This window comes from Pseudoalteromonas luteoviolacea S2607 (assembly GCF_001625575.1).
In the GTDB taxonomy this organism is placed as follows: domain Bacteria; phylum Pseudomonadota; class Gammaproteobacteria; order Enterobacterales; family Alteromonadaceae; genus Pseudoalteromonas; species Pseudoalteromonas luteoviolacea_E.
Window position 1 is genome coordinate 1 of sequence record NZ_AUXV01000004.1, and the last position, 23405, is coordinate 23405.

Here is a 23405-nt window from a genome sequence, read left to right on the forward strand (position 1 = left end):
TGATATAAGCTGGTTTATGCGGACGCTAAATGAAGATATCGCGCGCAAAGCCAATAGAGAAGATGGTTGTACAGGGCGATTCTGGGAAGGGCGTTTTAAATCACAGGCTTTGTTAGATGAAGCCGCGTTGGCAGCGTGTTTAGCGTATGTGGATTTGAATCCAGTAAGAGCCAAAATGGCAGAGACACCAGAAGAGTCAGACTATACGAGCATTAAAAAACGTATTGAAACAGCAAAAGCGGGTAAACAACCTAAGCCACTTATGCGCTTTGCAGGTAACCCAAGAAAACATATGCCAAAAGGGCTGCCATTTGAATTCAAATATTATGTAGAGCTTGTTGATTTGACTGGCCGGTGCATACGTGAAGATAAACGGGGATTTATCACAGACGCTCAGCCCATCTTAGCGAGACTCAATATCCAGCCTGATAATTGGCTAAAGCTCACCACTCAGTTTACCAAAGTGTTTAAAGGCTCTGTGGGTAGGCCCGATGCTAAACAAAAGTATTGCGAGCACTTAAAGCTAAAACGACGAGGCAGCCTCACTCAGTGTAGTGAGTTACTCGCTTAGTCTCTAATATACATTAACACCCCAATTTCAACGTAGCTTTCAAAAGTGACGTGGTTAGTCATGTCTGAAATCCCGACAAAGTTATAAAGTTAAGTAATTTATCAAAGGCTCAAAGCGAATTGAGCAATTTTTAGTTGTTTGTTTCTGCTTTGAAACATGTTGAGGTGTAGTTGTGGTATAAATTGATATGGGTGTCACATTTAATTTATTCATTTAATTTAAGATACAAAAAACCTTCATAAGTTATCTCAAGCAGCTGCTGGTGTAGCAGAAATGTCCGCCGCGACTACGATCTGCGGATCCACTGCAGGAGTTGGTTGTGCGGCTGGAGGTGGGCTTTTATTTATGCATGGAGCATCAAATTTATACGAAGCTATGAGTGGAAAAAATCCAATGGCTCATGCGTATGGAGGCTTTAGTACCAATCCTGAGTTTGGGAGAAAGACATTTATAGTTATTGATGCTGGTATGGCAGGGGCGAGTGGTGTCAATACTTTGAAAGTTGGAACTCCTCTTTCACCGGCAGGCTCATTGAACAATGCCGAGAAAATGTGGATCGGAAATGATGCATATCAGGTTTATAAAGGTGTTTCTAATGATTAAGGGCGATTAAATGGTTTTTGATATAATTGTGTTCTTTTATTTACTTTTTTGTTTGGCTATTTGGAAAGTAGATATAGAGAGCGTGAATTTTATTAATAGATATTTTGAAGGCATTCAGATCGCAGGGGTTTTATTGGCAGTTGGCTGCTCTGGATTATATTTGTTGTCTGGTCAATTGATAAAGTTTTTATTGATTTTACCAGTGTCTATTTACTTGCAGAAAAAATTTAAAAAATTTAAACAAGAACGGTAAAAGATGTTAAATTAGCTAAAAATATAGGCGACACCCATTTTAATTTGAAAAAATAAAAGCAGCCAATCTAAAGCCCCAGCACTTGCTGGGGCTTTTCTGTTTCTGGTCGCGTTTCACCGATTTTTTGGTCAATCAAATTTAACCAAAACGGGTAGGTCAGTAAACTTAAGAAAAACTTAAGAATATCAAATTTAAGCAGATAAGAGAGATAAGCAGACACCCATCTTAAATTTGGCAAAAAAACTGAGTGTCGCCTATCTTTAAATAACGGTGAAAAGTTAGGCGCACAATTCATGGCAACAGCACGAAGTCGGCAAGTTAGCTTGGTGGATACTAAGTACTATCACTGTATATCACGATGTGTAAGGCGTGCGTTTTTGTTTGCGATGACACCCACTTATACCAACTTTTGACACTACCATGCCTAATTGTTTGTGGCACAAATGAAGTGCCCATGTATGTCATATTTATTCTTTTGTTTATTTCACTCTAATTCTTGAGTTAGAAACTCAACTTTTTCGTAAGCCTCTGTTAGCAAATAGATTTATTCGCTTCCTCAGGTTAACTTTTTGAGCGCCATGTAATTATCGACTCACAATCAAGCACAAAATTGTTAATGACAAGTTCTAGATCTTGTCGATTAATGTAATTTTATGTATATTGCGAAATTTTAATTAAAGTGTTGGCTATTTCCTCAATAACCATTTTTATAGTAGTAACTATCGCATATTTTTGATTATGACTAAGTAAGTACTAGTTATACCTGCAATGTTTCTGCGCATATTTAAAAGGAGTCTTACGCATTGATTAGCGTACTACAAAAACCCAAGTTACTCTGCACAATAGCTATTCTTTGCTTTATGCAAATGACAGCGATTGTTTCAAAAGCATATGCTAAATCTGGCAGCTTATTTATTCCTATTAGCGTAGGTGAACAATTCATTGTTATCCCAAGACCAATTGATGCCAATGAATACAGCGCAAAAATTATCCAAGATGATCAAGGCCGTTTACTCACTTGGTCTACGATTCTGGGCGCTGAAAAATACGCGATTCAAGTATTAAATGAAAATGGCCAATGGGAAAATCTGCAATACACAAATGACAATTCGATAAGGCTTGACGACAGGTTTAACGACTTTGCGCAAGTTAGAGTAGCGGCGTGTTATAGCGGTAGTTGTTCTCTCGTGGCGTCTGGCAGTGTAATTCAAAACATATTTGACACTCATTATGCAGATCTAACCACATCTGTACCAAACAATGCTTCATACATTAGCCCTAGCGCACCACATGTAGATAATACTGGCACAATTAAAGGCAGTGCAGCTGTGAGCGGTGGCGGCGCAACTTACTCCATACCAATTGAGTTAACGGCTGGACGAGCTGGTATGCAGCCAAAAGTATCCCTGAATTACTCTTCACGCTCTGGTGGCGGATTAGCAGGTAAAGGTTGGTCGCTGTCAGCTGGTTCTTCTATTACGCGCTGCGCCGCTACCTATGCACAAGAAGGCTATAGCCGAAACCCACAGTATAGTAACAGTGACAGGTTGTGTTTAAACGGCCAAAAACTGGTACTCGTCAGTGGTCAATATGGTCAAAGTGGCGCTCAGTATAGAACTGAAATGGACAGCTTTGCGCTAATTACACAAAGTGGTGCTCTAAACTCTAGCTACAGTTTTTTCAGTGTAAAATATAAAAATGGCCATGTGAGTGCTTTTGGCGCTTCTAGCAATAGCCGAGATATCCGTAGTCAAAATAAAGGGCCCTACGCTTGGTTAATTGACTATACACGTGATGCTACCAATAACAACTATATTCATTATGATTATGTTGAATATGGTAACAATGAGAAACTCTTAGACAAAATTAACTACACGGGTAACAGTAGCTCTAGTGAGGGGATCCACAACATTCATTTTGAATATGAGCAAGCCTCTGACCCAACTACGAAGTATCACCATGGTATGTCCTATGAAAACACGCAACGACTTAAGCGTATTACGACAAAACATGGCACCCTCCAAACTCGTGAATATACACTAGCGTACAATACTAGTAAGGCCTCAGGTTTAGACCTTCTTGCTTCTGTAGAGCTGTGTTACGGCACAACGGGTGGCTATTGTTTACCAAAAACAACATTTGATTGGGCAGACCAAGCAACTAAGGTAAGAGGTACGTTTGTCAATATTAATGCTGGAAAGAGCATTGCGTCGGTATTACCAAATGGCGATCGAAACGGCGACGGGGCAAGAGATTGGCCAGGTTTTTATATTGACGCTGAAGGTAATACTACAAGTAATACCCACCCTTTGACGGATTGTGAATTTTCAGGTACCAGCGGTGAAAAGGTAAACTGTAATTCTCAAACGACTGATTACAACTTAGACGGACTTACAGACGACATTGGTTTTGATCCTGGCTCATCAGGCTCTATGAAAAAACTGGTTATCCATCGCAGTAATACAAATGGTACTTCTACTAAGATCAATACCTATGTTGAAATACCTCAACTGTCTTCGTTTTTGCATGTAGGCGATATGAATGGTGATAGTTTACCTGATCTTGTGATCTACGAAAAAACAACCTCATATAGTGCTGACTCGATAAATTTCTATTACCACACTGGTAATTTCTCTTCGCCGTATTCATCGTCATATAAAAAGAAGCTGTTTTCAGTGAATAAACGTGCTAATACGACTACACCTTCAGAATCATATGCACTGGGTGGGGACTTTGATGGTAATGGCATTCCTGACTTCTATCGTGTGTCCCACGGTGTCAATGATCAAGGACAGGGCAGATTGGCATCAATCCAACTAATGAATACAGACGGAAAAGTACTGACCTCATATTCTAAAACCATTAATTGGGACGATGAAAGTGATTACATATATAGGTACGAAAATGCTTGGGGTCGATTCTATCGTTTCGCAGATTTAAATGGTGACGGGCTAAAAGACTGGTTTGGTTGGTACAAACCAAGAACCAATGGCAGCAAACTCTTTGTAAGATACAGTACAGGAAGTGGATCTTTTACTGCACCAGTTTATACAGGCACAAGTGTATATAGCCGAACCTTTATATTCGAAGAGCGGTTTGGTTTCGGTGGTGATAGAGAAAGCATCAAAAGCGCCAAAATACCTAAATACGGCGATGCCATCAAAGTGGCGGATATCGATGCCGATGGTAAAGAAGAACTGTTGATACCGGGCGGCATCAAGGTGAGAGGTTGTCATAACGTCAGTCATTATGAATACCGAGGTAAAAATGTTACTGAGCTATGTGGCGAAGAAATTTACACGGAGACTGTTCCAAGTGGTGAAGGGCGAATAAAGTCAGTTGCTGGTAGTTATGACCGCAGTATCTATTCATTCTCAAAATTAGAATTACAAAATGGTCGCTTTGTTAAGTCAAGTACAGACTTTATCGGTTCTGTATATCAGTCTGCAATGGTTGATGCGCAAGGTGATGGCCTACCTGATCTGGTGTTCAATTATGGCTGTGAACGCGGCCCCAGTGGCTCTAATTGTCGCTTCTTAGATTCAACACCGATCGGTTATGCGCAAGGCAAAGTCAACGTTAGCCGTAACTATGGCACGGGCTCTGGCACTAATGGTAGCCGCTATCGTCCACTAGACTTGCTGAACTCAGTAACAAACGGGGAAGGATTAAAAAGTGAATGGCAATATCGCCCACTTTCATCGTCTACAAGCACTGGTATCAACGGTCTCTCAAAGCTATATCAGAGCGACAGGAATATTACCAAAGGCTACCAGAACTTTACCTCTAGCATGTATGTTGTTAATGAGTTTAAACAAGACAATGGTATTCGTGGTGATTTCGTTCGCAGATATGCTTATCGCGGTGCATTATTTAATAATCAAGGTAGGGGGTTTACGGGCTTCAGGTCGATAATTGAAGCGGATATTACCAAGGGCTTAATCACGCAGTCTGATTTCCGTCAACACTTTCCATACTCTGGTAAGTTAAAGAGAAAAGCAACCTTTGCATTATCTGAGTACCCTAAAAATGGTAGTCCTCTAAACCCAATTGAAGACCGCGCAATTAGCCAGACAGAAACGTCCTGGATGGACAATGCAAACCATAGCATCTCAAATGTTTATAGTATTTACGCTAATTCAAATTATCAAGTAACACGGGATTTAGATACCAAGAACATACTTGTTGAAAAGCGTACAAAGGTGCTTTCTATCGACAGGAATGGAAATATAGTCAAATCAGAGCAGAGTCTAGAAGATAGCACCGGGTTGGTCAAAACTACCACTGAAAACAGGTTTGAGGCCAATACCTCTGATTGGTGGCTAAATATATTAAAAAGCAGTACTGTTACTAAAGAAGCTGTGTCAGGGCGAAGCGCCAATGATCCATACAGGCAATATGGTGGTAGCGAAAAGCCTTTAGATAGTAGAACCACAATTACTACCAGCTACAGTAACTATAATAGCGCTCGAAAAGCAGGGCGAGTCGTCGTCAGTGGCTCTGTAGGTGCTGGACACCAGACTGACTTTCAGTTTAACAACTATGGCCTACCGACTAAAATCACTAAGACGGCACGTGTGTATAATGATGCGAAATGGTCCGATCAAAGCCGAACGGAAAACATATCTTATACGCTCAATGGCACCTCAGCCCATGAAACCGGTTACTATGTTTTTGATGTAACCAATGCGAAAGGGCACTTGACACGCACTATCACGGACCCTAAAACGGGCCTTCCAAAAGCAGTTCATAAACAAGTAAATTCAGCTGATTACCTAACCACTGAGTTCACGTATGATAATTATCTGCGCCCTTATAGTCAAAAAGTTGAGGGCTCGCCGACAGTCTACACTGCGGTGCAAAGGGCGGGAAATTTTGCGCCTAGAGATGCCGTGAAACAAGTCAAAACTGTTGCCGCCGGCGCGCCTGAGCAGCTGGCTTTTATTGATAAGCTGGGCCGTACCATTCGTACTATGGTAATGGGCCAAGATGGTGATTGGATTTTTACGGACGCTACCTTTAATACAAAAGGATATCCGCTTTTTGAATCTCAGCCGTATAAATGGGGGCAAACTAAGTACGGTGTGCGCTACGGGAATTATGACGTATTGGGCCGTGTTGACCGTAAAGTGACCGATCAGCAATGTGGTCCGTTTTCAAGCGGTACTATGACCGCTGAATACACTTATAGTGGTTTTAAGACCGATATTAATGTGTCTGAATCGTGTTATAACATTATCCTAGGCGAAATGAGCCGCAGCTATAACGGTCAAAACCAATTGGTTGAAACTGTGGACGCACTGGGTGGGCGCACACGCTATGCCTATAATGGTCAAGGGCTACCAATTGTGATTCGAGATGCTAACGGTTTCAATATTTTAGCCAAATACGATGCTTTTGGTAATAAGCTTCGAGTGTTAGATCCAAACCAAGGTAGTACAAACTTTGTATATAATGGATTTAGTGAGGTGCAGCGAGAAACCCGTGGTAACTCTAAGTCTGTTCACTACAACGTAGACATTTTAGGCCGTGTCGTTAAAAGAAGCGCTACCGGTGAGAGCTCCTATAACTATACGTTTGATACGCACTCATACGGCCAGTTGTCTAATTCTGCTGGCAATGGTGTTGCACATTCCTACGTCTATGACAACTTCGGTCGTCCGATATCGCATACTGTGAGTGGTGATAACCATAGTTTCACAACAAAAACATTCTATGATGCTAATTATGGTCGAATTAAGGGCATGCGTTATCCAAATAACCTGACTTTGGAATATATTTACGACGATAAAGGGTATCAGACTGAAATTAAAAATCAGGCCAGTGGCTATCGTTTCCAACAAGTGACAGCACGCGATGTATTTGGTGCGATCCAATCTCAAACATTGGGTAATGGTTTGAAAACTAATACGTACTATAGTCGTCAAACCGGTCAAATGGTGGAGCACTACACCCATAAAAATAATACTAACCTGCTGACTATTCAGTACACCGCATACGACGGGTTTGGTAACCTAAAAAGTATGTCAGTAGCATCCGGTAGCATTGCTGATCGACATGAATATGATGAAACATACCAGTACGATCATTTACATCGTCTAACTTCAAATCAAATTCAAGGATACACTACCATCAGCTATGGTTACGATGCTGTAGGTAATATTACGAACAAGTCGGATTACGCATCTACCTACAACTACACCACGCACCTATCAGGGCACAGTGGCGGTGGTGCAAATGCGGTCAAGAAAGTTCACAAAAACGGACGTTGGGTCGGCTTTAGCTATGATGGCCGTGGTAATATGGTTAAAGGGGATGGCTTAAGTGCAGCTTCTTACAATGCCATGGATAAACCAACGCGTATTACTAAAAACGGGATCACGGCAGACTTTGTTTATGGTCCCGACCATATGCGTTTTAAACAAACTCAATCGGGTAAAGCCACCTATTATGCGGGCAAACATTATGAAATTGACGTTGAAGGTGGTAAAACCACAACTCGCGCCTATATAGGTGATGTTGCCGTTATTTCAACTAAGTCCGGTTCGAGCCCTTATATCCGTTACTTACATAAAGACCGTTTAGGCAGTGCAAGGCTTATTACAAATGCCAATGGTTATGTAATCACTGAACGTAACTTCGACCCGTTTGGTAAACCGCGTGCAGCATCGGGGGCTTTAAAATTTACTGCAAAGTTAGATGATATTAAATCAGCGAAAACCAATCGTGGATTTACTGATCATGAGCATTTAGACGAGCTACACCTCATTCATATGAATGGCCGGATATACGATTATAATCTAGGTAGATTTATGAGTGTCGACCCTATAATTCAGTCTCCTGGAAACTCGCAGTCTGTTAACCCTTATTCATATATAATGAATAACCCACTCGGTGGTACTGACCCAACAGGGTATTCATCGGCGTGTCAGTCTAAAGGTACACGGCAAAAGTCAGAGCCTACGCCGGGTTGTTCAAACGTAATGAACTATGATGTAGGGGACGTTAAAAATATTGAAGTATATAAGGATGGTTCTATAAAAGTTAACTTCAATAATGGTACAGACCAAAGCTTTGCCAATGTTACTACTATAAAATCGATTCCAGCTGGTGGCGGTATTACATCAATCGGAGGACAACAAGCACAAGCGAAGCAAGCAGGTTCTAGCGCGATCCAGAATGACATATATACAAAATCAAAAAGCTCCTTAATGGAAGGTGCTAAAGATTTAGGTGTTAATATGAGTTCAATGGAAGAAGGAGTTAAGGCTCGTTGGGGTAACATTTCGGTAGATGAAAATAATAATACCTCAGCATCTATTATCTGCGGTAAATCTTGTCAGGATGAGGCGAAGCAACGAGAAATTGGTAGAGATCTAGCTGATGCTGACTTATCTATGCTACAGATGAGAATGAATTATCAAAGTATGCAGTCTGATGTTACAAGGGCATTTACTTACAGTGCAATTGGTTTCGGAGGTTCTGGGTTGGCAATTAGAGCTTTAGTCCGTGGACATATGGCTTGGTCAGCAGCGACGGTTACTCAAAGAGATGTTGCATTGCAAATGCTAGGGGAATCACTTGGAGTATTTAATGGAACTGTACCTTCAATTAACACACCTCCATCTTTCTATTTTAGTCCTGCTGCGGGTTATATTATGCCTGCGTCTAAGGTGTTACTATATGAATTTAGGATGAAGACTAGAGGGGCTTTAGGTGGCAAACCTAAGATTAAAATAAATCCTAAGACTGGGAAGATAAAAATTTAAGCTTATTTAAAGCAGGAGTTGATTAATGACTTTAAGCTCAGGTAGTTATTATAATTCAAAGGCAATAGCTACTGCACTTGGTACTGTGTTACTTCTCTTAGTTGTAGAGTATTTATTTTGGGACTCAGGTAGTATTACTTCTGTTTCTGCGTTGTTTTACGTGAACTTTACGGCTTGTATGATTGTAATGTTAAGTGAAAGATCAGAAACTAATTTCATATCAAGTAGTGAAAGTACGAACTACGAAATAGTTTTTGATTTATTATTACTTAAATGTTCTTTGTTTATAGTGATGGCAGATTATTTTTACATGCCTGATAATTTTCATTATTTTACAGGCGTAGCGTTATTGATTGGCATTCTCCCAATTGTAACGTTAACGTTGAAGACTAGTGAATTTATATACTCAAATAGCGCAACGAAAATTACTATGTATTTATCGGGAGCTGTTATTATCGCGTTTTTCTCATATGCGTTAGTGATTTTTAGCTTAAGTGAGTCATTTTGGATGTATATAGCACCGAACGAACTATTTCATTGATGAAAAGTCATTTATTCTTTAACGAAAAAGTTAAGTAGACTTTTTAGTCTATACCTTTAAAAGAATAAGCCAGTTTGGTAGATACAGCACTAAATATGACTTTTATAAAGACCTCTGTAATGTCAGATTAAGTACCTCCAACGGGGCAGTTTTACTGCCTCGTTGTATTTTATTTAGTCTTAGCAAAATTAAAAGTGACATACACGGGGTGCCCATATATGTCTGCTTAAATATGCTCATTTTCTTACCTTATTTTCTTCATCTTTTTGGCAGTTTTCACCTCTTGCCAGCATCGTTTCAAACCAACGCCTCTGAAAACCAAAGAAAAAAATAGAGCAACCACTAAATAAATAGCTGATAACTGTGCCAAACTAAAAACTGCCGCAATGAAGATTACTACTCCCTCTATAATCAAGTATATTACTCTCTTCACTGCAGGTAGTGAAAACATTGCTCCGCATTTGTAACAACGAACTTTTCCACTGACAGAGTTAGCCAGCACATCAATGAAGCCAACTCCACCTTGTTTGCACTTATTACATTTCACTAATTATTACCCCCAGCGTACAAAAACCTATCTGCGATATTCTGCAACTCAATGCGAACCTCGCTTCTGACTGGTTGAGACAATTGAGGCAGAACTCTTTGACTTGAGCCGTAATTCCCAACATAAATGTTGTAACTCTTAGCCAAAGTCTCAATGTTATGATTTGCATCACCAGTATCTGCAAGGACACCAAGCGATGGTGCTATGGGTGTTTTGCAGCTAAAGAAGTAGCTAAGATGCCCCCTGCCGTCCTGCCAGATAAGCATAATCAATCTTCGACACATAATGAAACATGACACCCATCTTAATTTATATTAAATAAGCAATTCACCTTTTATAAAAGTGCGATCCTAGTAACATTATTTCTCTGAACAAAAAATACACTCCCGAGACGACAAGCAAAAACTCTAATACAGCACCACTGAAAACAGCTCCAAAAGTAGGAAAAACTAAAACCAGAAAGCAAAAAAGGCTGATAATCCATGTTTCCCTGACATCACTCAAAAGAACCTTAATAGAAAAGCTTTTTACCCTTAAGTAATATAGTATGTTAGCCAACATGAAACTTGTAAAAACGAAGTAGAAAACCTCTTCGAAAAATAATATAACAAAGATTAAATTCAAGATTGCTATAAAGTACATGCTCCCTCACTCTTTAAAATGGCCAACTAAATAACTTAATATGCGTCTAAGTTGTTTTCCTTTGACCTAAGAATTCTTACAATTACACCAATTTATACCAAATTTTGAGGCTGCCTGTCTGTTTCGGCTCAAAACTAAGTAAGAGTCGCCTATATTTTAAATTTTTTGATTTGAAAAAAGAAAAAATAACTCTATCGGTCAAAATTGACTTGCTTGATTGAGAAGTTCACGGCAATTTGTATTTAGCCCGAGCTCAATTTAATTCTTTCTATAATCATCTCTAGTCAAGGCAACCTCCACTCTTATAGATTAAAATCATATAGATTTCTTTTAGTATTTTCCCACCTGCTAAGCTTTGCCACTCAGATTCAAATAATTGATATAAAACATCCTTTATGGATATCTTATGGTTACAACTCATGTTATTACTAGCGATAAGAAATTCATAGCTTTTTAGAGAGTCCATATCCCTATCAATAAATACTTTTAACTTCTCATAATTCTCATCACTAGCTTTAATTTTTTTCTGAAGCTCTCTAGCCTGAACATACTTCTGTTGGCTCCTAGCTGCTAGTAAGCTTTCACGACTATCAACCTCTGACAGCCAATAATTTATAATTGTAACCAATATGTAAGAAAAAGTGACTATAAAGAAACGGCTTCTATTTAAAACGACTACAATGAGAAAAAATAACGAAAAATCAGGACTCCTCCTTTAAACATAAGCACAGGATAAAAAATTAAAAACCAAATAAGTGAAATTGAAAAAAGCATTACTAAAAATAATCATCATATTTACTATAAAAATAAGTTTGGGACAAATTCGGCTTTAAAGTATGTAATTTAACAACCGCCTGTGATGTAGAATTGTCATAAAGAAACCATCCGTACTTTGACAGTCATTAAAGCATAGACGGCTTCTTAAACGAGGCCCAAATTGGAATGTGTGCTTTCTAAATTTTTTGTGCTTTTTGCTTTCCTTAATTTTTACTTCGCACAACCATCAACCACAAATTAACAAAAAAAAGAAAGAATCCCACCGTTCCTATAAAAAACTGGAATCCAGGTTTTTCGAAAAAATGCTCGGCAATAGAAAAGCTCGAAAACAACGCAAAAAACTGTATGAAATATAGGTGATTATAACGTTTTCTTTTCCATAAGATTTTTATGAAAAATTGTGCACTAGTTAAAATCACTGCTATCAAAACAATAAATAACTCGCATAAATTAATCCCAATCATAATTAAACCTTAATTCAAAATCAATTATCGTTCTTGTTTAAAGTTCTTAAATTTACCCTGCAAGTAGATAGATAATAAAAAACCAATAGAAACTTTACAAATTGACCATAAAATAAATATAACCCAGAAAGTCCAATTGCCAACAAAAACCCAATAACCTTAATTATTTAAAAATATTTTTTTAATAAAAAACAAGCTCTCTATATCCACTTGATAAATAGCCAAATAAAAAATAAAAGAATACAATCATATCTAAAACCATTTAACCGTCCCTAATCATTTGAAACAACATAATAAACCTGATATGTATCATTTCAGAACCACATTTTTTCGGCATTGTTCAGGGAGCCAGCCTGAGAAAGAGGAGTTCCAACTCTCAAAGCATCAATTAAAAATGACTTCCATCTTAATTTATACCACAATTCCACCTCGACATGTTTCAAAGCAGAAACAAGCCACAAATTTAAGATAGGTGTCTTCTTAAATAATGATAATTATGAATGGCCTCATGATGCATTAGGAGACCAAACTCCAATGGGCTATCTTGAGGCGGCATAATTGTACTAATGAGCTGTACTAAAGCTGGGATAGTTACAGACAGGTACTTTTGAAGTCTGGCGAAACGCGACCAAACATAAAAAAAACCAGCTAATTGCAGAGGCTTAAAAACTAGAAACAATTCAGATAAAAAAGTATGCCTGTCCCAGCTAATTTCTTTCAGGCTTGCAATCTGGTGCATCAATTAAAGATAACTTTCCATCGTTATCAACCACTTTCAAGACACAGACACCGTAATTAGTTGAGACTTTAACCAACCAATAGTTATAAACATAGCTGATAGTGTCAAAATGAAAGCAACTCGTTTCCTGACACATCGATTTAGCTTTCTGAAAGTTGCTAAAATAATATGTCCACTCATTGTACAAGTAGCCTAAATTTCCATACATCCATTTTTCACCTTTCAACATCCCCACAAACATTATGTTCAACCTCTTAAATAAATAGCTTTTTTCACCTCTATCAAGCCCATCAATATATGTGTATTCTTTAAAATCTAAATCACAACGTCCCTTTTTAAAGAAAAAATCAGCCTTTCTAGGCTCCCTCTCAGATTCAATCCTTCTTTTTAAAACACAATTCCCATTCTCATCTTTCACAGGGTGTGAATAGTAGTATTTATAACTTTCTGAAGATAGATTACATTCCTGTCGATAAGAAAAGCCATCAAGTTCCATTTTTAAAGGGTGAACATCCCCACATCTCAACGTAATTCCACTATCTGCAAAAGAAAGCGAAGAAAAGAACAACAACATCAATTGAAAAACCTTATATACCATAGTGTATACGCCTTAGTAAGAGCTCCCGAATTCAACATGCAAGCGATAAAATTTAATTCTCCCTCTGAGACAAGACTATAATGGAAATTAATTACCAGACCAATCTCACAGCACTGGCCATTTCGTCGAGCCTCTTGTAGGGCTATTTAAAGGAAATAACTAATATGAATTTATTAAGTGACGTTAATTTAGATGAAATTACATTTGGAAAAGATGGCAAGTCACTACGTCTATCTTTCATTGATATGAATGAAGGAGATAGTCTTGGTGAACTAGATTGCTCATCTGTCTATTCCTTTGACCATCAAAATTGTTTTGAAGACGATGACTCATTAGCTGCTTATGCTGGTGAGGTAAGCTACAAGATAATTGAAGTAAGCGAGATTTCAGATTATTTAAAAAAATCTGGCTATGCTTTTTCTGGTGATGAACTTATCAATAGTAAACTTTTTGTAATTTCTATAGATGGTGGAGAAGTATCATTAAAAGTAGTTTGTGGTGCAGCTAGTTTTGAGAACGAAGAGCTTAAATAAGTCACTAAGTTAACCAAAGCCCTTCGAGGCTTTTTCTTTACCCACAAATCATTAATACAATTTAAGAAGACATATATGGACACTCCGTGTATGTCAAGCAGAGTAAATCTATCGGGGCAATTTTTGCAGCCTCGTTGTTTTTTAATACCCACCAGCTGTACTTCGATGATTAGCCACGTGCAATTAAGCGTTGCTCTAACATACATCCGGGCTTAACTGTTCTTCAGAGCTCCTCATGAGCTGCGAGCCTACATACGCTAAATTGAAAACACCCAATTGGTTTTAATACTGTAGCCTTGTCGGGTTTTATGTAGGCAGGCTAGGCCTTTTTTCACCTACTTCTAGCAACTATAAGTTGGGAGGTTGTTGAGTGCTCAAAACACCCACACGGGTTATTTTACCCTTATTTTCTCCGAGATCCCCAACAACCAAACCGAATTATTCTAAGCATTTTGTTCCTCTGTATTGATAAGCATGGTTTATCAGAATGATCGATACCAAGAAATTGAAATACATTTTTTGCCAAATCGATGCTCAATATACTAACGTTACTCATGATAGATGCTCCTGTTAACTGTTGTTATTAACACCTTCCGTTTGGCACATTGACGCCGATTTGGGAGTGTTCATCTCATCACCCATATTAAATTTGGCAAAAACTGAGTGTCGCTTACCTTTAAATAACGGTTATAAGTTAGGCGCTCAATTCATGGCAACAGCACGAAGTAGACAAGTTAGCTTGGTGGATACTAAGTACTACCACTGCATATCTAGATGCGTAAAAAATAAGGTGGGTGCCATACTTATATACTAGTTTATGAGGGAGTAACAATTCAGCTGGGAAGAAAGTAAAAGTACCACGCCTGAAACAAGCATATATCGTTTTAAACAGTTTGTGGGGAGGCATTAAAAATCCACACCGTTACCAATCAGCACTGAAGTAAAGGTTAAAGCTGAAGCCATTAAATTGATGCCCAGCCTGGCATGCCCGAATATCAGTAAAATGCCAAGAACCGTAGTAATGGCCTATTTTATTAACAAGGCCGCTGAAAGCTAATTACTTTAGACTTGACTGAATGATAAGTAACTCAATTTCACTATTTGAAGTATTTACTAAACCATGTGTACCAAAAGGTTTGTTTACAATCATATCCCCTGAAGTGACTTTTCTCGCTTCACCTTCGATGGTCATGGTGCCTTCGCCTTTCAAAATGATGTACATTTCTTCATCATCTCCGTGAGTATGCTCCCCCATAGAGCTTCCTGGTGGCATAACAACACGAAGGGCAAAATCCCATGCTCCGGTAAAGTCTTTGCGCCGAAAAGCTCGATAGATATCAATTGAACCCACACCACCATGGCTATTTTTGTCTGTTTCTTTATCACAATTGTAAAAGTTACGTATCATTTGTGCTGAACTCCTTTTTCTTGTTCTACATTGCACCACAACGCCAGATTAAACCAAAAATAGCGCATACAGCCAGCCCAAAAAGCAAATTACGCACTTGATATATCCTCAATTGACTTTGTTAACAAAACGTTCAAATATCGATGGTTGTTCAAATTTTAATCGTGCGTTTACTGTGAAACAAGGATAATTAAAAGGTGATTTATGAAAAAGTCTCTACTGGTGATTTCGTTGGCGTTTGGACTGTCGGCTTGTAACATTGATGACAGGCTACAATTTGCATCAGAAACAAAAAAGAGTGAGCAAGTTCATTTAAGTGCCCAAAATACGGGCTTACTCATTATTGATGCGCAGCAAGGGTATGTGATGGATAGTGATGACTTCTGGGTTAAGGTGTTCTATCCAGAGTATCAAATACCAGCGCAAAATGTAGATCCTCAATTGCATGCCAGCATTGATCGTATTGCGCAATTGGCGCAAAAAGCCAATGATTTAAATATGCCAACGACCATTACTTACGAAGCGTTTAGCTCTGATCAAGGTCTTGATTATACGCCTTATATCACGCGTATAGCCCAAGCGCTCGATGAAAATACCCAAAGCTTTTTCAAACAAACGTTTAACTCAACACTAGAAGCTGATATTCATGCTGCGATGACTGCTTGGGCTGATGCAGGGGTCTCTCGAGTGGTCGTCGCGGGTGCAGAAACTGATGTGTGCGTTATGCAAACAGTTTTGGGTCTCAAGAAAATGGGCTTTGATGTTTATTTGGCAAGTGATGCGACATTTTCGACTGAAATCTACGAGCGGCCTACTTTTAAACGTTTACAGCAAGCAGGTGTAAAGTTGGCAAAGGCCAGTGAAATTATTGAATCGATGGAGTCCAAAGACAGGCTAGTCTACAGTCCGCGTTATGCGGTGGGTAAACGTGATGAGCTTTACCAGGGCGACCGTCATAAAATGGCGAAGATCAATTTTAATATGGATGATGCGAGCCTAGCTAAGGCAGAACATGATAACAAACCTGCAACAGAGCCTAGGTTTACATATTTAGGATCAGAGCAGGAGTTTTTATTTGACTATATACCGAGCTTTCATGTGAATAAAAAAGGGAAGGCTTACACATCCAAATATCGTAAAAGTCCCAATATGATTAGTTATAAAAACATCGATCCTGTGGTGGCAAATATAAAAGCAGCTGGAAAGACGCAAGCTGTTATATCAGGTGTGGTTTCTCAGTTTGGTTTGTATGACGCTGTCTATAAGCTAATTGAGGCGGGTATAACACCAATCATTTTAGAAGATGCATTGTTGGGTTCTGACGTAGATCCTATCCACTATTTAGATTACATTTATCAGTTGGGTGCAGTACCAAGTACACAAAAATCAGCTGGTTATGAAATGTTTGTCGAAATACAGTTAGGTGACTTAACTGAAGAAGAAATTGCGGCTTACTATCAAATGATAGAGCTAAATGAAGTTGTGATTCCGGAAGTATATCCACGTTTACGTTAAGTTTTTAACACTTAGTTTTCGACTGAAAGCGGTATATGCTGTACTTGCCGCTTTTATCTTAGTGAGTTAAACAGTGATACTTCATCATCGTAAACTCAGCACCTTTAGGTGTAAAAGTAATTGATCTAGCGGTTTGGCAAGAAGGGTACCCACCCAAGATGTTATGCGTCTGATAATTCTAGTGACAGGGGACCCTGTTAACTCAATATCAACCCCTTACAACTTGATTAACTGTCATTGATCTGAGCTTTGTTTCGAGTGTTGATAGATAGGATATCAGTAGCCCAATTAGCACCATCGACCCAGATAGCTTGGGTTGCAAGTATGCTGGGGCGCTCCCGGTGGACCGATGTGGCTGTGGCATGTCCAAGTATTCGCACCACCTGCTATTGCGGGCGTATTGTTATCACCTATGACATGTCGGTCTGACAATGATTTGAGCTTCTTACTACTTAGTTTTAGTTTCATTATTATTTATCCTTAAGTTATTCCTATGTTTTGTCAGTACTCAATAAGCATCACCAATTGATATGATTTCGCAATATTGAATACAATATGCAATGTATCGGCATCACTGATGTTGTGTCAATCTTTGTTTCCATAGTTTGGTCAAGAATGCGCCAGATACTAAGAAGTTATCCAGCTATAGTTTATGAAGTCATACGTTTTGATAATGAGCTAGCTCATTATGGCCTCGAGTTGAATTTGCGGTTAATTAAAGTGGCTTTAATAATTTACCGTGAATTTTTATTAAATTAATTTGTATATATAATTAAAGGGGGTAATTGACTGATTGAAAAAATGGAGGTTATTTTAAAATTAGATTATAAGTAAAAAGGAAATTTTATGAACAAGAAAGTAAAGGCTATACTTTCAACGCTTCTTATCAATACGGCAGTCGTTAGTACAAGTAACGATAACCTTGATGACTATCCGCTCGATAGTATAGAGACTTTTTCAAAAATATCTAATATTGTTGAGTACTACCACCCTAGTGACGCAGTTAAAAATACAGACTGGGAAGTATTTTTCAAATATGGAACGCATTATATTAAAAATAACTCATCACAGAGTTTTTCGTCGCAACTCGAGCATTTATTTGGTGATGTGGCTCCGCATGTTACGTTTAATGACTATCTGACAGAACCAGAAAGGTTGACCAGCGAAAGCGAGGTGGTGGGGTGGTTAAACTATGGCTATCCAGGAGACGGGCACTACCTCTATACTAGGTATATAAGTAATATAAACTATGGGTAATTACACACAACGCCCTAGCTACCACAACAACAAATATACTATACACAAATTAATGGGGTATACGTACGAGTCCCTATGTTACTTACCGCAAATAAGTCTGCTAAAGATGGTGTAGAATTTAAATCCCCTGATAGTACAAGTATCCCTTACTTTCTTGAAAACCACTTTTTTTTGCTTTAGTGCAATGAGCAAAGTTTGGGGAGTGATGGAGCATTTTTATCAGTATTTTCATCATGTTCCTGTCGATTGGAAGTCTGAACTGAGGCCACTATTGAATGCTTGTCTTACTCAGGATGGTCAAAAGATTGGTGATGCACTTAAGTATTCACTCACTAAGTTACAGGATAATCACTTCACCTTGTATTCGACGGATATTCCAAGCGAGTTTCATGGACCAGACGTCAGCTTCGAATTGGTAGACGATGAGCCCATATTGGTATACAAAGGTGATAGTGTCGCTGGTCTGGAAATTGGTGACGAGCTCATCGCTGTTGATGGTCGAAGTATCGACACGCCCATTGAAGAAAAAATACCATACTCACTTATATCAACCCATGTTGCTAAAAGTGTTATATTGGGCTCGCAGGTACGGAGTAAAGCCCAAGCAACAGATTCTGTGACTATCGACATTAAAAATAAAGATAATCAATTGTCTTCAATCCAACTGCCAACAGATAAATACATTTTTAATAGCTTTTACAACGGTGTTGACCGCTATATTCACGCGTCGCAGCCGACCTATCAGGTTTTAGAAAATAATATCCATTACATTAATTTAAGCAAAACAACTCTGAAGATATTCCCGGGTTAATAGAAAAGCTCAAGGGAGCCAGTGGCATTGTCGCTGATTTGCGCTCTTACCCCGATGACTCTAGGGCTTGGATGCAATTCTTAGATGCTATCCATGATGGGGTAAGCGCAGGGCCTGTATTTAATTTGCGTGTGTCCAATCACCCTGATTATGAGCAAAGGTATGTGCAAAGTTATGACTTATCCATACGGGGATCGAAAAAGGTGCTCAAGATGCCTATCGTTGTGATTAGCAACAAATATAATATAAGCCACAATGAGTTAACATTAGCCCATTTCCAAAATGCCAAAGTACCTATAGTAGGTGAAGTAACAATGGGTATAAACGGCAACGTCACAGATCTATACTTTTCTGGCGGTGGCCCAAAGATGCTGCGGATCTGCTTTACAGGTGCCGAAGCTCGACAGGCTGATGGCAGCAAGTTAATTGGTGTTGGCGTACAACCAGATATTCAGGTGTCGCCAACACGAGAGGACATTAGAAATAACGTCGATGCGATTAAGCGAGCTGCGAGACAATATGTGGAGTCACTGATTCAACAATATAACCCGTAGAATTAAGTTAAAAGGCCTTACAAGACTAGTAAGGTCTTTTGCTTGCTCAACTCTATGCGAGAAGGTCTGACTCCGTGTTTTTTGTTGGGTGGTTACCTTATTAGCGTAATGAAATGTAAAAGAAATTTATTCAAATAGCATTGGCTAGGCACAGATTTGCCCTACTTAATGGTAATGAACACTCAACAAAAATTTAAATGAAAACACAACCAATCATAAAGGTAGCTTTGAAAAACCATGTGTTTTTTATAGTGGAGTGAAAACCTTTAATTATTTTGGGTTTTTATCTAGGAAGTTGGGACGAAATTTAAAAGTTAATGTTCGATTGGTTTATTATGATTTTTGATTTGTTGGATGTGGATCTAAAAATTTTAGTTTTAAGGTCGAAGCTAAATTTTTAGATGGTGAGAAAATGAAATGAAAGAGGGCTTTGATTTGTGTTGAAACTTAAATTAATGATAAAATCTCTTAGCTTAAAGGGGGTAAAATTCTAAGCTAAGAGTTGATTATAATCAGGTAGCGTTTACCCGTATTTATAATGACGTTCTAATAGAGTATACATGACAGTAAGGGCTTTTAGAGCCACCCCATAAAGTACCAGGGAATCCTCGGATTTGAACTTTAGATTGAGCGTGATAGCTTGCTAATATCATGCTAAGGTTAGCCTCAAATCCTGGTGTTGACTTTTTCATCCAATAACCGCCAGAGCATGAACTTTCTGGGTTTTCTAATTGGAATATTACATCTCCATCTCCATAAGAAGAGTATGATTCGATTGCTGTAATCTTAGTATAAGAAGAAGCCGTAACGGATGCATTTACATTCGCACAAAAAAGCACTGTTAACAGTGAGTAAATAATTCTCATGAAAAACCTACATTCTATTAATGATATTCAATGTTGTTGATTGGGGATTATACATGCTTTATTTTAATATGCGATAGGGGAAATTGAGCCTAATGTGTTTTGTAATAAATGTTTTTACTTTACATATACTTAGGATTGCCTGTTGAAGATGTTGTGATTTGAATTGTGCTCTAATTCAGGCCTTTATGGACTTTTCTCCCAAGACCTATTGATTGGTATGCGGTAAGTGCTACAGCTTAATCTTGCTAATTCGAGTTGTAAGTTAAATTTAACATATAAAATTATGTAAACTTAAAAGTGGAGATTACTGGATCCTGTGAGCTAGAATTACTCTAATAAATATGTCTAAGTTATTTTACTTTTCTTTCTATTTCAGGGCAGTATTTTCATTTTGTGGTTTTAGTCTTTTTTCTGATGGTTTTCTAATAGCTAAGTTTAGGTTGGTGTGTTGTTGTGGCATTTTAAATGCTGGGTGTTTGAGAGCTCTCTTTAAAAGCCAAGCCCTCACTTTTAATTCACTTTATGGCAAAGCTATATTACTCAGGTATACATCGATTTCCTGTTCTCGAGTCAACCCAAATAGTTGATTCGCGCCATTTTATCGGGTCGCCATTCACTTGTTTAGTGTCATAACTAACTTTTTGATAAGGGATCATTTGAGTTCTCCAAATGACTCTATGTGTACGAAGGTTAGTGTGCTCTACTTCTGCCGGTCCTCTCGCAGGACAAGACTGTTTGAATTCTACCCAGTTTCCAGAGTGCTTAGATGAACCTTGCTTAACCCATTCGTCAAAATTACCGTCTCTATATGTTTCAAAAATAGAATACTGACAATGTGCCTTATATGTGGTGATTTGCTCCCAAGCAATTGGTACGTATGTTGTCTGTTGAACACAGTTACTGGCAAGTGCAGAACTTGAAGAGACTATAGCGCCAATTGAAGCAATAAGTAGAGCTTTATTTTTTAAACTTTTTATCATTTTAATGTCCTTTTTAAATTACCACGTCATTTCTTCGTGGTCGGGAAAAACAATACACTCTCCATTATTTTTGGTCAAATTTAAACTTGTTTTATATCGTGGGTTTTTAAGGTTTTTAGCTTTTATGTGTGTAATTACTAACGCTGAATATTTTGCTTTTTAATTGTTTTGTTGTTGTTTATTTTTTTCTATGAAGTTTTTAATTTTTTTCTGGTGATTTTATAAAGTTTTAAATGTATTTTTTTATATTTAAGAGGTGTACAATTTTAATTTTTATGTAAGTTGAATTGAAGATTTAAATGGTTTTTCCTCTGTTGTAAAAGCGATTGCATTTTGAATTTTCGCTATGCTTTATATGTATAACGACAGATGTAGTCATAATTGTCTGCAATATATAAAATAGGCAATTCATATTAAATCCTGTTGCTCCAATACTCTTCGTCAATAAGATGAGGCTCAAAAGTAGTTGGGACCTAATACATTCTATGTGTGCCATACCAAGGAATGTTTCCCCGTTAGATTTAAAAAGAAGTGTACATTGATGCACCTTTAGCTTACTTCTAGGTGGACATATTGGTTTAAGCTTGTGCTAGCACAATGGTCGTCATGTTACGCCCGTTCTTTTTTGACTGGTAAAGAGCTTGATCGGCACGACAATAAACACACTCAAGTGTTTCATCATCACTATGAACCGTCGTTACGCCACAGCTGATTGTGATATTGATCGTGTGATTATCATATTGAACATTCATTTCCTCAATGGTTTTACGGATCCGCTCCGCATGTTTTGAAATAGATGCTTCGCTGTCCTTTGCCAAAATGACAAACTCTTCTCCACCTATTCTGAAAAAGAGATCGGATTTGCGAATCACTTTACTAACTGCACGGCTGAAGTTGATTAAAACTTGGTCTCCTGCATTGTGTCCGTAGCAGTCGTTTATACGTTTAAAATTATCTATATCTATCATAATCATGGAGAATGATTGATGGTCACGCTTCCACTTTATAAACATCTCATTTCCTACAGAGGTCAGGCAACGTCTGTTACTTGTTTCGGTTAGAGGGTCAGTTTCGGCACGTCTTTTTTGTACCGAGATTTCCATCTGTGAATGAAGGTAATTCGCTAACCAATTGGCAATGCAATCTAGCAAAATTGCATCTTGAGGTTGATATGCATTTTCTCTCAGTCTGCCAATATTCAGTGTGCCGAAGCAGTTATCCAACTTTTGTAGTGGGGCATCAATGCAGGAGTTGATGCCGCCTTGGTATAACCTGATACAATCTAAATCTTCGGACTCTTTTAAATTGTTTTGTATTTCAAGCGTTTTACTTTGATAAACTCTGCCAACCATAGTGCCATTTACCGGTAAAATGGTTTTTGCTTTGATGGCATTGTTACCAAACAAAGCATACACCTCTAGCGTTTCATCAGGTCTGTTTCCTAAACAAACACTTGCTCTGTCAGACTCAATAATTTTAGGAAGCCAATATGATATTAAGTTCAACGTTTCATTTAAATCCTGTGATCGAGAGAGCGCATTCATGAACTCTATAGGTAGGCATATAGACTCATAACTTTGAGAAGCTGACATACTTAACTACCACGGATTACATTGATATTTAAATTATAGCCGAAGGATAAACTTTATATCTATTTATGGCACAGTTCATTCGGTATGCGTACGAGCGGTCAACACATTGCCATGCACTCAATTGTTTATGTTGGGTGTAAGCCGGAAAAAGGGGTTGGAATTGGGAGCTTTAGGTCAAAACTTTCAATTTTATTGTCTAGGTTATTGCACAGTTACCATCATGTGAGACCAGATCAAAAATTCGATATTTCAAAATAATCACAGGCAGTCTCACTTTATTGAATATCCAATTACTAGTTGGTCAGTGTTCGCAGCACGTATCTAATGAAAGCGCATGTATGTTTCGTTATTCTCGTGCTAAATACACGTTTCTTTTTCAATTTCA

General features: G+C 38.2%; 15 protein-coding genes and 3 pseudogenes. 11 read left to right on the forward strand and 7 right to left on the reverse strand.

Features of this window, described 5'->3' with window-relative positions; translation table 11 throughout:
- The 5 genes and pseudogenes from N480_RS03950 to N480_RS03970 form a co-directional block, all read left to right on the forward strand.
- A pseudogene (locus tag N480_RS03950) lies at window positions 1-571 on the forward strand (transposase); the annotation flags it as partial.
- A 345-nt stretch (window positions 572-916) separates the two neighbouring features.
- On the forward strand, window positions 917-1174 hold the full coding sequence (locus N480_RS03955; RefSeq protein WP_155732757.1) for a hypothetical protein: 258 nt from the start codon (window positions 917-919) through the stop codon (window positions 1172-1174).
- A 546-nt stretch (window positions 1175-1720) separates the two neighbouring features.
- Window positions 1721-1807 (forward strand): annotated as a pseudogene (locus N480_RS24925) (Mobile element protein); the annotation flags it as partial.
- A gap of 423 nt (window positions 1808-2230) precedes the next feature.
- Complete coding sequence (locus N480_RS03965) at window positions 2231-9196, forward strand: RHS repeat-associated core domain-containing protein (RefSeq protein ID WP_063371248.1); 6966 nt, start codon at window positions 2231-2233, stop codon at window positions 9194-9196.
- 25 nt (window positions 9197-9221) lie between these two features.
- Complete coding sequence (locus N480_RS03970; protein ID WP_063371249.1) at window positions 9222-9737, forward strand: hypothetical protein; 516 nt, start codon at window positions 9222-9224, stop codon at window positions 9735-9737.
- A gap of 546 nt (window positions 9738-10283) precedes the next feature.
- On the opposite strand, the gene N480_RS03980 is transcribed toward N480_RS03970, so the two are convergent.
- Entirely contained in the window at window positions 10284-10550 is a 267-nt protein-coding gene (locus N480_RS03980; protein ID WP_063371251.1) for a hypothetical protein, read from the reverse strand.
- Window positions 10551-12874: 2324 nt separating this feature from the next.
- Window positions 12875-13504, reverse strand: coding sequence for a hypothetical protein (locus N480_RS04005; RefSeq protein WP_063371256.1), 630 nt, complete (start codon window positions 13502-13504; stop codon window positions 12875-12877).
- Between the two features lie 164 nt (window positions 13505-13668).
- On the opposite strand from N480_RS04005, the gene N480_RS04010 reads away from it, so the two are divergent.
- Both N480_RS04010 and N480_RS24930 read left to right on the forward strand, forming a co-directional pair.
- Window positions 13669-14037, forward strand: a complete 369-nt coding sequence (locus N480_RS04010) for a hypothetical protein (RefSeq protein ID WP_063371257.1) — start codon at window positions 13669-13671, stop codon at window positions 14035-14037.
- Window positions 14038-14746: 709 nt separating this feature from the next.
- Window positions 14747-14821: pseudogene (locus N480_RS24930) on the forward strand (Mobile element protein); the annotation flags it as partial.
- Between the two features lie 273 nt (window positions 14822-15094).
- Here N480_RS24930 and N480_RS04015 read toward each other — a convergent pair.
- A complete protein-coding gene (locus tag N480_RS04015) occupies window positions 15095-15445 on the reverse strand; it encodes a cupin domain-containing protein (RefSeq protein ID WP_063371258.1) in 351 nt (116 codons plus the stop codon).
- 204 nt (window positions 15446-15649) lie between these two features.
- Between N480_RS04015 and N480_RS04020 the strand changes: the two genes are divergently transcribed.
- A complete protein-coding gene (locus N480_RS04020) occupies window positions 15650-16960 on the forward strand; it encodes a cysteine hydrolase family protein (protein WP_063371259.1) in 1311 nt (436 codons plus the stop codon).
- 288 nt (window positions 16961-17248) lie between these two features.
- Here the strand turns inward: N480_RS04020 and N480_RS25220 are convergent, their stop codons facing one another.
- Window positions 17249-17428, reverse strand: a complete 180-nt coding sequence (locus tag N480_RS25220; RefSeq protein WP_141685337.1) for a hypothetical protein — start codon at window positions 17426-17428, stop codon at window positions 17249-17251.
- A 378-nt stretch (window positions 17429-17806) separates the two neighbouring features.
- On the opposite strand from N480_RS25220, the gene N480_RS04025 reads away from it, so the two are divergent.
- The 3 genes from N480_RS04025 (at window position 17807) to N480_RS04035 (ending at window position 19582) form a co-directional block, all read left to right on the forward strand.
- On the forward strand, window positions 17807-18217 hold the full coding sequence (locus tag N480_RS04025) for a hypothetical protein (protein WP_063371260.1): 411 nt from the start codon (window positions 17807-17809) through the stop codon (window positions 18215-18217).
- 184 nt (window positions 18218-18401) lie between these two features.
- Entirely contained in the window at window positions 18402-19028 is a 627-nt protein-coding gene (locus N480_RS04030) for a hypothetical protein (RefSeq protein ID WP_155732758.1), read from the forward strand.
- Window positions 19028-19582 (forward strand): S41 family peptidase, encoded by a 555-nt coding sequence (locus tag N480_RS04035; RefSeq protein ID WP_331245793.1) that lies wholly within the window; start codon window positions 19028-19030, stop codon window positions 19580-19582. The genes N480_RS04030 and N480_RS04035 overlap by 1 nt, the downstream gene beginning before the upstream one ends.
- Before the next feature lie 533 nt (window positions 19583-20115).
- Here N480_RS04035 and N480_RS04040 read toward each other — a convergent pair.
- From N480_RS04040 to N480_RS04050, 3 genes are all read right to left on the reverse strand, one after another.
- Complete coding sequence (locus tag N480_RS04040) at window positions 20116-20448, reverse strand: hypothetical protein (protein ID WP_063371263.1); 333 nt, start codon at window positions 20446-20448, stop codon at window positions 20116-20118.
- A 536-nt stretch (window positions 20449-20984) separates the two neighbouring features.
- Window positions 20985-21428, reverse strand: a complete 444-nt coding sequence (locus tag N480_RS04045) for a hypothetical protein (protein ID WP_063371264.1) — start codon at window positions 21426-21428, stop codon at window positions 20985-20987.
- A gap of 578 nt (window positions 21429-22006) precedes the next feature.
- Entirely contained in the window at window positions 22007-23020 is a 1014-nt protein-coding gene (locus N480_RS04050; RefSeq protein WP_081231734.1) for a sensor domain-containing diguanylate cyclase, read from the reverse strand.
- Between the last annotated feature and the right edge of the window lie 385 nt (window positions 23021-23405).